This window comes from Dactylosporangium sp. NPDC049742 (genome assembly GCF_040674675.1).
Lineage (GTDB): Bacteria > Actinomycetota > Actinomycetes > Mycobacteriales > Micromonosporaceae > Dactylosporangium > Dactylosporangium maewongense.
In genome coordinates, this window is sequence record NZ_JBFANF010000122.1 from 1 (window position 1) to 11,983 (window position 11,983).

An 11,983-nucleotide genomic window follows, 5' to 3' on the forward strand; every position below is an offset into this window, starting at 1 on the left:
CGCGCCCCCCCCCCCTCCGCCCCTCCCGCCCCCGCCCCCGGCAACCCCGTTAGTTATACTCCTGCCTGGGGGTCTCCGTTGGGGTCTTCCTTAGGCCCCCCCCCCGGCCGGGTGGGGCGCCTCTTTCGTGCGCTACAGCGTGGTCTCGCCGTTGAGGCCGAAGAAGTCGTGCCACTTGGCGCCGCCGAGGAACGCGGTGCCGGTCGAGATGCCCACGTACACGTCGTTCGTGGTGCCCTTGGTGAAGACGATGATGTCGGCCTTCCCGTCGCCGTTGACGTCGCCGAGGTACGGGAACTCGCCGGCGACGCAGAAGAAGTCGTTCCACTTCACCGTGGTGCCGGCGAACGCCGTGCCGGTAGAGGTCGCCGCGTAGACGTCGGCGTCGGCGTTGCAGGTGAACGTGACGATGTCGGCCTTGCCGTCGCCGTTGATGTCACCGACCCGCGGCTGCTCCGCGCCGACGGCGAAGAGGTCGTGCCACTTCTGCGGCGCGCCGAACGACGTGCCGTTGGACAGCGCGACGATGACGTCCGAGGCGCTCGCGGGGCCCTGGGTGAACGTGATGATGTCGGCCTTGCCGTCGCCGTCGACGTCACCGACCGCCGGGTACTCGCCCGCGATGGAGAAGAACTCGTGCCACTTCACGCCCGGCCCGAAGCCGGTGCCGGTGGACAGCGCCACGTACACGTCGGCGGCCGCGTCGTGCGTGAAGGTGATGATGTCGTCCTTGCCGTCGCCGTTGACGTCGCCGACCGCGGGCACCTCCGCGCCGGGCGCGAACCAGTCGTGCCACTTCACCCCGGCGCCGAACGACGTGCCGTTGGACAGCCCCACGTACACGTCGCCGAGGGTGCCGCCGGTGAACACGACGATGTCGTCCTTCCCATCGCCGTTGAAGTCGCCGGTCAGCGGGGTCTCGCCGGTCAGTCCGAAGAAGTCGTTCCACTTCACCGACGTGCCGGCGAAGCCCGTGCCGGTCGACGTCGACACGTACACGTCGTTGAGCGTGCCCTGGGTGAAGGTGACGACGTCGTCCAGCTCGTCACCGTTGAAGTCCGTCGGCGAGCCGGCGAAGTACCTGCCGCCCGCGCCGCCACCGCCCTGGTTGACCAGGGAGATGTAGTAGTTCCAGTTCCAGTTGGGGCCCGGGTCGGTGTGGTCGTTGCCGGGGATCTCGTTGTGCCCCTTGATCCCGGTGCGGTTCTTCGGGATGCCGTACTTGTCGCAGAGGTAGCGGGTGAGCGCCGCCGACGAGCGGTACATCGCGTCGGTGAACCACGCCGGGTTGTCCACGTAGCCCTCGTGCTCGATGCCGACGCCGTACGCGTTGGCGGAGCGGGCGTGGTAGGCGGTGTCGCCCTCCCGCACCATCTGGGTGATCTCGCCGTTGCTGGACTTGACGACGTAGTGCGCGCTCACGCCGGCGGCCGGGTTCTGGAACCAGTTGACCGTGCCGGCGTAGGAGCCCTGGGTCACGTGGATGACGACCGTGGTGATCCGGCTGGAGCGGCCCGCGCCGTAGTTGGCGGCGTTGGCCGGGACCCACCGCGCCGGGCCGTACTCCGGCAGTGCGGCCAGGGACGCCTTCGGCGCCCCGGCGGGCTGGACGGCGGCGAACCTGCCCAGCTCGGGCTGGACCTTCCGGGCGGCGAGCACGCCGCTGACGCCGTCGCGCAGCAGGTCGTAGACGTGGTCGGCGGACAGGCGGGCGGTCGCGTCGTCGACGGCGGAGGCGTAGGCCGCGACCACCGGGTACCAGGCGGCGATCCGGCCCCGGTCCCTGGCGTTCAGGCCCTGCGCGTCGGCGAGGTCGCGCAGGACCGCCGCGCCGCCGCGGATGTTCGCCGCGGTGTCCTGCCGGAGCCGGGCGACCGGCTCGCCGGTGAGCCGCGCGGCGCGTTCCAGGCTGTGGTTGCCGGGGTTGCTCGCCAGGTGCATCACGCCGTACCCGTTGTCCTGGCTGGGCTTGCCGCCGTGCCCGTCGAGGCGGGTCTCGCCGTAGCCGACGGCGGCGAGCAGGTCCCGCGGCACGCCGGACTCGCCGGCGGCCCGGTCGAACGCGGCGTCGAGAGGGCTTCGCGCGGGCGCGGCCGCGGCCGCCGTGGTGGTCGTCGTCGCGGCCAGCGCGGCCGCGAGGAGGGCGGTCGCGCCGCGGCGCAACCAGGTCGATGCCATGGGGGTCTCCCGTCGGGGGTTCACAGGGTGGCCTCGCCGTTGAGGCCGAAGAAGTCGTGCCACTTCACGCCGCCGGCGAACGACGAACCGTTGGACAGGCCCACGTACACGTCGTTGGTGGCGCCCTTGGTGAACACGACGATGTCGTCCAGCTCGTCGCCGTTGGCGTCCGCGAGGTACGGGAACTCCCCGGCGAGGCAGAAGAAGTCGTTCCACTTCACGGTCGTGCCGGCGAAACCCGTGCCGGTGGAGACCGCGGCGTAGACGTCGGCGTTGGCGTCGCAGGTGAACGTGACGATGTCGGCCCTGCCGTCGCCGTTGACGTCGCCGACCCGGGGCAGCTCGGCGCCGACCGCGAACAGGTCGTGCCACTTCTGTGCGGCCCCGAACGACGTGCCGGTGGACAGGGCCACGATGACGTCGGCGGCGCTCGCCGGGCCCTGGGTGAAGGTGATGATGTCGGCCTTGCCGTCGCCGTTGACGTCACCGACCGCCGGGTACTCGCCCGCGATGGAGAAGAACTCGTGCCACTTCACGCCCGGGTCGAAGCCGGTGCCGGTGGACAGCGCCACGTAGACGTCGCCGGCCGGGTTGTGCGTGAAGGTGATGATGTCGTCCTTGCCGTCGCCGTTGACGTCGCCGACCGCGCCGATCTCCGCGCCGGGCGCGAACCAGTCGTGCCACTTCTGTGCGGTCCCGAACGACGTGCCGGTGGACAGCGCCACGTACACGTCGCCGGTGTTGCTGTGCGCGAACGTGACGACGTCGTCCTTCCCGTCGCCGTTCACGTCGCCGGTCGAGGCGGTCTCGCCGCCGATGGAGAAGAAGTCGTGCCACTTCACCGACGTGCCCGCGAACGACGTGCCGGTGGAGGGCGCCACGTACACGTCGGCGCTCGCGTTCTGGGTGAACGCCAGGATGTCGTCGCGGCCGTCGCCGTTGACGTCGGTCCTCGAACCGGCGGCGATGGACGCGGTGCGGGCCGCCTCGGCGAGCAGCGTGCGCGCCTTGGCGGCGACCTGGTCGTAGCGGTCGGGGAAGCCGGAGCGCTGCACGCACTGGGCGACCTGCCCGGCGCTGTAGCCGGGGTTGTTGCGGTCGCAGGTGATGGCGCGCGTGACGTACTGCGTCGAGGCGTAGACCGGGTCCATGATCTGCTCGGCGGTGCCCCAGCCGTAGTCCCAGCGCTGCTGGAAGACCCCGAGCGAGGTCTTGTCGCCGCACGGCAGGTTGTTCATGTGCGACTCGACCCAGCCGGCCTCGAACGCCGACAGCATGACCTTGTCGTTGGCGTTGAAGCCGCGGGCGACGCGGTACACGATCGTGGTCACCGCCGGGTCGTGACCGGACGGGATGGACGGGCAGGCGAGGATGCGGTCCTGCGCGGCCGACGCCGCCGGTGGGGCGGAGGCGACGGTCGCGGGGACGGTGAGGCAGAGCGCGGCCAGCAACGCCGCAGGGGTGCGTCTCACGGTGCTCCTTCGGGTTCTTGGGCAGCTCAAGATGGGTGTCCCGGGATCCGGGGCACCTGTCGCGAGGAGGTGAGAAATCGATTGCTGATGAGTGTCTTCAGTCAGCATCATCGATGTCAATGGCCTGGTGAAGGAAATCTTCGCCCGTCACTGTGCGGTGGGCAGAGATTGACGCCCCTGGCCGGCCCCGCGCGCGGCGGGGCCGGTCCGGGGCTACAGTCGACCCGTGCCGGCCGACCTCCTCGTCTGCGACCTGGAGCACAGGCCGCCGCTGGCGTACGTGACCGTGCGGGGGACGCTCGACCCGCTCACCGCCGCGGTGCTCCGGCAGGCCGTGCTCAAGGCGCTGACCGGGGAGCCGGCCGCGGTGCTCGTCGACCTCGCCGGGGTGACGGTCGCCGACCCGGCCGCGCTGACGGTGTTCCACGCGCTGTCGCGGGCGGCGGCCGCCTGGCCCGGCGCGCAGATCGTCATCCACTCGGCCGCGCCCGCCGTCGCCCGTGACCTCGACAGCTTCGCGATCGTCCGGCACACGCCGCTCGCCGCGGGCCCGGCGGAGGCGGAGGCGCTGGCGGCCCGGCAGGAGGGGCCCGAGCGGCTCGGCTGGGACGTCCGCGGCCTGGTCGATGGGCTGGCCGAGGCGCGCGACGTGGTGCGGGCGTTCTGCCGGGGGCACGGCAGCGAGTCGGTCACCGGCCACGCCGAGCTGGTGATCACCGAGCTGCTCGTCAACGCGTTCCGGCACGGGGCCGCGCCGGTCACCGCCTGGGTGTCGATCCGCGGGCGCTACCTGCACCTGGCGGTCCGCGACCGGGCGCCCTCGCTGCCCCGCCTGTCCGCCCCGGCCGGCAGCGTCGGCGGCCTCATGATCGTCGAGGCGCTGACGGTGGCCTGGGGCGCCACCCGCACCGCGGACGGCAAGACCGTCTGGTGCACCCTGCGCCCCTGAGGGGCGGGACGGGGTCTAGTGCGCGGTCTGGTGCTCGTCGGCGGTGGCGGCGGCCGGGTCCGGCTGGGCGGGGTCTTCGGTGGGGGTCACCGGGTCCATGACGAGGATGGCGCCGGCGGCGGTGTCGTTGCCGTCGACCAGCAGGTTCGCTGCGATGCGCAGCGAGGTCGGGCGGCCGCGCCGGTTGATGGCGCTCAGCGTCAGGTGGTCCTGGGACGGGCCGGGGCCGAGGACCGAGCGGATCAGCGGCCGGAGCTGGTCGGTGGGCAGGCCGATGTCGAGGTTGAGGAAGTGCTGGCCGATGGCCTCCTCGGCGCGGATGCCCCACAGGTCGTCCATGCGCCGGTTCCAGACCATGACGCGCAGCTCCGGGTCCAGCACGACGACCCCGGAGCGCAGGCTGCTGAGGATCGCCTGGAGGAAGACGTTCGACTCGTGCACCTCGCCGGTGCGGTCCTGCAGCTCCTCGTTGATGGCCTGCAGCTCGTCGTTCGTGGACTGGAGCTCCTCGTTCATGGTCTCCAGCTCCTCGTTCGTGGACTGGAGCTCCTCGTTGGTGGTCTCCAGCTCCTCGACCGTGGACTGCAGCTCCTCGTTGGTGGTCTCCAGCTCCTCGTTGGTGGACTGCAGCTCCTCGTACGCCGCCTCCAGCTGCTGGTTCGAGTGCTCCAGCTCCTGCTGCAGGCGCCGCGCCGTGGTGATGTCCTGGAAGACGATCGCCGCGCCGAGCAGCTCGCCGGAGCCGTCGGTGAGCGGGTGGATCTGCACGTCGAGGTGGAACTTCTCACCCTGGCCGGTGGTGTACTGCACGTCGGCGACCCGGACGACCCGGCGGTCGGTCTTGGCCTTCTCGATGTGCCCGCGCAGCTCCACCGGCCGGTAGGAGAGGTCCAGGTCGCGGAACGGCCGGCCGCAGTCCGAGGACGACAGCCCGAACAGCGTCTCCGCCTGATGGTTGACGAGCGCGACCAGCCCCGTGTCGGTGATGACGATCTGCGCGACCGGGCCGGCCGTGAACGCCTTGTGCCGCAGCCGGTCCAGGCCGGTGAGCCGCGAGGCGTCGAGCGCCGGCGCCGGGACGGCCAGGACCGGGTCGCCGAGGAACGCCGGGCGGGCGGCCCGGCGGAACACGCGCCGCTTCAGGTCGACCGGCGCGAACAGGCTGGCGTGGCTCAGCAGCATCTCCGCCTTGCCGAGGAACAGCAGCCCGGCCGGCGCCAGCGCGAAGTGGAACCTGGTGAGGATCCGTGCCTGCGTCTCGGCGTTGAAGTACATCAGGGTGTTGCGGCAGACGAGCAGGTCGATGCGCGAGATCGGCGCGTCCTGGACCAGGTCGTTGCGGCCGAAGATGACCGACCGGCGGAGGTCCTTGCGGAAGCTGTACCGGTTGCCGGAGACGTCGAAGTAGCGCTCCAGCATCCCGTCGGGCAGGGCCTGCACGTCACGCTCGTTGTAGACGGCCTGCCGGGCCTGGGCGAGGCCCTCCTCGTCGACGTCCGTCGCGTAGATCTTGACCCGGCGCCGGAACTCGTCGGGGCCGAGCACCTCGCAGAGCAGCATCGCCAGGGTGTACGCCTCCTCGCCGGACGCGCACCCGGCGCTCCAGATCCGCAGCGGCGCGTCCGGCTTCGACTCGGCCAGCATCCGCGGGATCAGCTCGGCGCGCAGGTAGTCCCACGGGTCCGAGTCGCGGAAGAAGCTCGTGACGTTGATGAGGATCGTGTTGAACAGCGTCGTGAACTCGTCGGGGTGCACCTGGAGCTGGTCGAGGTACTCGCTGTAGCCGTGCATGCCGAGCTGCGCGATCCGCCGGTTGACCCGGCGCATCAGGCTGGAGCGCTTGTACCCCGTGAAGTCGAAGCCCCGTGCCTCCTTGAGGTACGTCAGCAGCGCCTCGAAGGCGTAGTCCGGCCCGGTCATCGTCACCCTTCCGCAACACCCGTCAACGACGAACCGTACCGCCCGGGACCGGCGCCGACACGGTCGCCACGGGGTGCGTCGCGCTACGGCCCGGCGGCGCCGATCCGGAGGATCAACTCGCGGATCGCCGCACCGGCGTGGGACGCCTCGGCGCCGGCCCTCCGGTAGCGCTCAGCGGTCGTGGTGCTGCCGCGGGCCAGCGCCGTCGCCGACAGGCGCTCGCTCAGCTCGGCCTTCTCCTCGAGGCTGCGCACCGCCACCCGGAGCGCGTCCGTCACCCCCGCCGGCAGGTCCGGCAGGTCCGGCAGGCCGGGCGCCGGTCGTGGCGGTTCGGTGGGCGACGGGTCCGGACGCTGGACGGCGGCGCCGGAGACTTCCGCGGCGAAGGCCGCCAGCGCGGGGGCGAGGCGCGCCACCGGCAGGACGTGGCAGCCGGAGACGCGCTCGGCCGCGCTGCGGGGCATCCGCGGGAACAGTGCCTCCTGCGGTGCCTGCGCGAACGCCGCACCGCCACGGGCCGCGACCGCCGCCAGCCCGCCGGTGCCGTCGCCGCCGCTGCCCGACAGCACCACCCCGGCGACCAGCGCCCCCCAGTGCTGCGCCGCCGACCGGAACAGCGGGTCGATCGCCGGCCGGTGCCCGTGCTCCGGCGGTCCCGGCGACAGCCGGACGCGGTCGCCGTCGAGCAGCAGGTGCCGGTCGGCGGGTGCCACGTACACGTGACCGGCCAGCAGCGGCGCGCCGTCGGGCGGATGGCTGGCGGGCAGGGTGCCGGCCCGCGACAGGATCCGTGGCAGGGCGCTGACCACGGTCGGCGGGATGTGCAGGGTCACGCAGACCGCGGCCGGCAGGTCGGCGGGCAGGCCGGCGATCAGCGTCCGCAGCGCCTCGACGCCGCCCGCGGACGCGCCGACCACGACGACGGCCCCCACCGTGCTCACTCCGTCAGCCGCCGGCGCAGCAGGTCGAGCGTCTGCTGCAGCAGACGCGAGACGTGCATCTGCGACAGGCCGAGCTCGCGGGCGATCTCCGCCTGGGTGAGGTTGCCGTAGAAGCGCAGGCCGATGATCCGCCGGGCGCGCTCCGGCAACTCGGCCATGACGACCGCGATCGAGCTGCGGTACTCCACCAGGCCGAACGCCGGGTCGTCGCCGCCGAGGGCGTCGATCAGCGTCGCGAAGTCGGACCCGGGGCCCGGCGCGTCCAGCGACAGCGGCCGGTCCGCGAACGTCGCGCCGAGCATCTCCACGACCTCGTCCTCGCCGACGCCGAGGTCCGCGGCGACGTCGGCGGGCGTCGGCGAGCGGCCGAGCCGCTGGGTGAGGTCGTCGCGGGCGAGTCCCGCGGCGAGGCGCAGCTCCTGCAGCCGGCGCGGCATCCTGATGCCCGGGCTCTGGTCGCGGAAGAACCGCTTGAGGTCGCCGACGATGGTCGGCGTGGCGTACGCGCCGAACTCCACCCCGCGGGACGCGTCGAAGCCGTCGACGGCCTTGACCAGCGCCAGCGACGCGGTCTGCGTGAGCTCGTCGAGTTGCTCCCCGGCGCCGGCGTAGCGCCGCGCCAGCCGGTGCGCGGCGGGCAGGCACAGCTCGATGATCGACGCACGGGCCCGGCCCCGGCCGGGCGCGCCGGCCGGCGTCGCGTGCAGCCGGTCGAGCAGGCCGGTGACCTCGATCGGCCACTGGTCGGGGCCGGGGCTCAGGCTGCCGAGGTCGACGACGCGCCGCTCGGCCCGCTCGGGCCGGCTGACCCGGTCGTACGCCCCGAGCTGCTTCGCGACCCCGGTGATCTCCAGCGCGGTCAGCGCGGCGCCGGTCGCGCCCACCAGCCGCAGCTCGCCGCCGAGCTGCCCGGCGCGCTCGCGCAGCCACAGCAGGTTCCTGATCGACGCGGCGTCGATGACCCGCAGCCGGGAGGCGTCGAGGACGATCCGGCACCGCCCGGCGTCGAACAGCTCGAACAGCACCTGCCGCACGTACGGCACGGTCGCGTAGTCGACCGAGCCGGCGACCTCCACGAGGTCCTCGTCGCGCTGGGATGACACCGTGATCGTCAGGTCCATCTGACTCCCTGTGGCGGCACGCGGGGGCGGTCCGCGCCGCGCTCTCCCTCAAGTCTCGCTCCCGCCGGGGCACTCGAGAGGTGATACCCGCGGATGGCCGCCGAATCGCAGCAATCACCCGGGTCGATCAGGCTTCGCCTGGGTCGGTGACCGCCGGTCCGGCCCGGGCGGCGGCGAGGCGTCCCCGCCGGGGGGTGGGACGCGGGTGGCCGCCCCCGCCGGGAAGGCGCCGGGCGCGCGGGCGAGGCGCGGGGCGACCTGCTCGAAGAGCTTCAGCAGCCGGGCCCGGGCCGCCGCCACCTCCCGCTGCCGCTCCCGCAGCATCGCGGAGGCCAGCCGCGCCTGCCCGGCGGCCGCCCGGCTCGCCTCCGCGGCGACCCGCGCGCTCGTCCGGGCCGCCGCCCCGCTCAGCCGTGGCCGCTCCGGCAGCGGCTGGAGCCGCGGCGGCGCCGCGGGGGAGATGTCTGGTCGATCGACGGATCGATACGCGGACATGAGGCGCAATCCTCGGAGCTCACGGCCAACCCACTCGGCCCGTGCACGGAGTGGGCGCTGTCGCGCCCGCGGCTCATGTCCGAACCGGCCCTCATCGTACCGCCGCGCGACGAGCCCTGCCCGCCCGGCGCGTACCGGCATCGACGGGCTCACCGCCGTCGATTCACTAGGTTAATCGTAAGGATTGTTGACAGTTTACGTATCGACTCGTACCTTACCGATGGTCACGCCGACGAGAGGGGGACTCGTGTCGGGAGCTTTGTCTTTTGGGCAGGAACGGCTCTGGTTCCTGGACCAGCTCGACCCAGGTGACGCCTCCTACAACATCCCGCTGGTCCTGCGGCTCGCCGGTGCGCTCGACCCGGCCAGGCTGCGCGCCGCGCTGGACGGCCTGGCCCAGCGGCACGGGACGCTGCGCACCAGGTTCCCGGCCGTCGACGGCCGCCCGTTCGCGACGGCCGGCCCGGCCCCCGTCCTGGACGAGATCGCCTGCGCCGAGGAGGACCTCGCCGCGCTGCTCGCCGAGCGCAGCAACGCACCGTTCGACCTCGCCGAGGGCCCGCTGTTGCGTGCCACGCTGGTCACCGTCGGTGACGAACACGTACTCAGTCTCGTCGTGCACCACATCGTCGCCGACGGCTGGTCGCTCAACGTGCTGCGCGACGAGCTCGCCCGCCGCTACGCCGGCACCTTCGACGAGCCGCCGCTGCCCACCACGTACGCCGCCTACGCGCGGGCCCAGCGCGACGCCGGCGCCGAGCAGGACACCACGTTCTGGCGCGAGCAGCTCGCCGGCGCCGCCGCGCTGGAACTGCAGCCCGACCTGCGGCGGCCCACCTCGAAGACGTCCGACGGCGCCTTCCACACCCGCCGGGTCCCGGGCGCCGCGGCGCTGGACGCCTTCGCCCGCGAGCAGCGGGTCAGCCCGTTCATGGTGCTGCTCGCCGCCTACCAGCTGCTGCTCCAGCGGCACACCGGCCAGGACGACGTCAGCGTCGGCGTGCCGGTCGCCGGCCGCAACGACCCCGACCTGGAGCCGCTCGTCGGCTACTTCTCCAACACCCTCGTCATGCGCGCCGACCTCAGCGGCGGCGGCACGTTCCGGGACCTGCTGAAGGCCACCCGCCGGACCGCGCTCGGCGCGTTCTCGCACCAGGACATGCCGTTCGAGCGGCTCCTCGACGAGCTGCGGGTCGAGCGGGACCTGTCGCGCAACCCGCTGTTCCAGACCCTGCTCACCGTGCACAGCCAGGACGGCGACCGGCACGGCGGGCCGCACCCGTTCGGCCCGCTGACCGCGGTGGAGATCGACGGCGGCCACGCGCAGACGAAGGTCGACGTGATGCTCGACGTCTGGCGCTCCGGCGACGAGCTCGTCTGCGTCTTCGGCTACCGCAGCGACCTGTTCCGCCCCGGGACGGTCGCCGCCCTCGCCGAGCGCTTCGAGGTGCTGCTGCGCGCCGCGGTCGCCGCCCCCGACACCCCGGTCCGTGACCTGCCGGTCCTCACCGAGGCCGACGAGGTGTTCCTGAGCTCCGCGGTCTTCGCCGGTACTGACGGCGCCCCGCCGACCGGCACCGTCCTGGACGGGGTCGCGTCCCGGGCGGCCGGGCACCCGGACAAGGCCGCCCTCGACGGCATGACCTACGCGCAGCTCTGGGACGCGTCGGGCCGCCTGGCCGGCGCCCTGCGGGAGGCGGGCGCGCCCGGGATCGTCGGCGTCTGCCTGCCCCGCGGCCCCGAGGCCGTCGTCGCGATGCTCGCCGCCTGGCGGGCCGGCGCCGCCTACCTGCCGCTGGACCCGTCGTACCCGCCGGCCCGCCTCGCCTTCATGGTCGCCGACAGCGGCGCGGGCGTCGTCGTGACCGACGGGCAGCACTTCGACGGCGTCCGGACGATCCCGGTGACGGCGACCGGCGCCGCCGCGCCCGTGGCCCCGGACCCCGAGGACGCCGCCTACATCATCTACACCTCCGGCTCCACCGGCACCCCGAAGGGGGTCCTGGTGCCGCACCGGGCCCTGGCCGCCCGCGCCGCCTGGATGCGCGACGGCTATGGCATCACCGCGGCCGACACCGTCGCCCAGTTCGCGGCGCTGAGCTTCGACACGCACGCCGAGGAGCTGTGGCCGGCCCTGACCGCCGGCGGCACCGTCGTCTTCGCCGACGCCGACCTGCCCGACTTCCTCGCGTCCCCGGCCGGGGCGGGCGTCACCGTCCTGGACCTGCCGACGCCGTACTGGCACCGCCTGGTCGACGACCTCGGCGGCGTGCCGTGGCCGGCCGGGCTGCGCCTGGTCATCCTCGGCGCCGACCAGGTCGAGGCGGCCGCCGTCGCCCAGTGGACCACGGCCTTCGGCGACCGGGTCCGCCTCGTCAACTCCTACGGTCCCACCGAGACGACCATCATCGCCACCGCCGCCGACCTCACCGGCGACCGGTCCGGCGAACGGCCGCCGATCGGCCGTCCACTGTGGAACACCACCCTCGCCGTCACCGACCGGCACGGCCGCCGGGTGCCGCCCGGCGTCCTGGGGGAGCTGCGCATCGGCGGCGCCGGCCTCGCCCACGGCTACCTCGGCCGGCCCGGCCGCACCGCCGAGGCGTTCGAACCCGACCCCGACGGCCCGCCCGGCGCCCGCCGCTACCGCAGCGGCGACCGCGTCCGGTGGCGCCCCGACGGGCAGCTGGAGTTCCTCGGCCGGCTCGACGAGCAGGTCAAGGTCCGCGGCTACCGCATCGAACCCGGCGAGGTCACCGCCGCCCTGCTGGCGCTGCCGGACGTCGGCCAGGCCGCCGTCGTCGCCCGCACCGACGCCCTCATCGGCTACGTGACACCGGCGTCACTGGACCCGTCGGCCGTGGGGGGGGCGGGGGGCGCGCCGCGGGCGGGGCGCCGCGGGGCGGC

General features: G+C 73.5%; 8 protein-coding genes. 2 read left to right on the forward strand and 6 right to left on the reverse strand.

Annotated features, from left to right (window positions below):
* Positions 1-132: 132 nt before the first annotated feature.
* Together AB0J72_RS57615 and AB0J72_RS57620 are read right to left on the reverse strand one after the other, a co-directional pair.
* Positions 133-2,178 (reverse strand): N-acetylmuramoyl-L-alanine amidase, encoded by a 2,046-nt coding sequence (locus tag AB0J72_RS57615; protein ID WP_363417347.1) that lies wholly within the window; start codon positions 2,176-2,178, stop codon positions 133-135.
* Between the two features lie 20 nt (positions 2,179-2,198).
* The gene (locus tag AB0J72_RS57620) at positions 2,199-3,650 is read right to left on the reverse strand and encodes a VCBS repeat-containing protein (protein ID WP_363417350.1); all 1,452 of its coding nucleotides are present in this window, start codon (positions 3,648-3,650) and stop codon (positions 2,199-2,201) included.
* A gap of 226 nt (positions 3,651-3,876) precedes the next feature.
* On the opposite strand from AB0J72_RS57620, the gene AB0J72_RS57625 reads away from it, so the two are divergent.
* A complete protein-coding gene (locus AB0J72_RS57625) occupies positions 3,877-4,599 on the forward strand; it encodes an STAS domain-containing protein (RefSeq protein ID WP_363417352.1) in 723 nt (240 codons plus the stop codon).
* A gap of 15 nt (positions 4,600-4,614) precedes the next feature.
* Here AB0J72_RS57625 and AB0J72_RS57630 read toward each other — a convergent pair whose 3' ends face one another.
* From AB0J72_RS57630 to AB0J72_RS57645, 4 genes are all read right to left on the reverse strand, one after another.
* Positions 4,615-6,519, reverse strand: a complete 1,905-nt coding sequence (locus AB0J72_RS57630) for a CheR family methyltransferase (protein WP_363417355.1) — start codon at positions 6,517-6,519, stop codon at positions 4,615-4,617.
* An 83-nt stretch (positions 6,520-6,602) separates the two neighbouring features.
* Positions 6,603-7,460 carry a chemotaxis protein CheB gene (locus AB0J72_RS57635; RefSeq protein ID WP_363417358.1) on the reverse strand — a complete coding sequence of 286 codons (858 nt, stop codon included), beginning with the start codon at positions 7,458-7,460 and terminating at the stop codon, positions 6,603-6,605.
* Positions 7,457-8,581: a sigma-70 family RNA polymerase sigma factor gene (locus tag AB0J72_RS57640; RefSeq protein ID WP_363417361.1), complete on the reverse strand. Its 1,125-nt coding sequence runs from the start codon at positions 8,579-8,581 to the stop codon at positions 7,457-7,459. The genes AB0J72_RS57635 and AB0J72_RS57640 overlap by 4 nt, the downstream gene beginning before the upstream one ends.
* Positions 8,582-8,695: 114 nt before the next feature.
* Positions 8,696-9,076, reverse strand: a complete 381-nt coding sequence (locus AB0J72_RS57645; protein WP_363417364.1) for a hypothetical protein — start codon at positions 9,074-9,076, stop codon at positions 8,696-8,698.
* A gap of 247 nt (positions 9,077-9,323) precedes the next feature.
* Between AB0J72_RS57645 and AB0J72_RS57650 the strand changes: the two genes are divergently transcribed.
* Positions 9,324-11,983, forward strand: a 2,660-nt coding sequence (locus AB0J72_RS57650) for an amino acid adenylation domain-containing protein (protein ID WP_363417367.1), incomplete at its 3' end; no start/stop codon positions are given.

What these genes read in the sequence shown, in the direction of transcription:
- AB0J72_RS57640 (WP_363417361.1), bottom strand. Translation starts at nt 8,581, where the DNA reads ATGGACCTGACGATCACGGTGTCATCCCAGCGCGACGAGGACCTCGTG.
- AB0J72_RS57630 (WP_363417355.1), bottom strand. Translation starts at nt 6,519, where the DNA reads ATGACCGGGCCGGACTACGCCTTCGAGGCGCTGCTGACGTACCTCAAG.
- AB0J72_RS57615 (WP_363417347.1), bottom strand. Translation starts at nt 2,178, where the DNA reads ATGGCATCGACCTGGTTGCGCCGCGGCGCGACCGCCCTCCTCGCGGCC.
- AB0J72_RS57645 (WP_363417364.1), bottom strand. Translation starts at nt 9,076, where the DNA reads ATGTCCGCGTATCGATCCGTCGATCGACCAGACATCTCCCCCGCGGCG.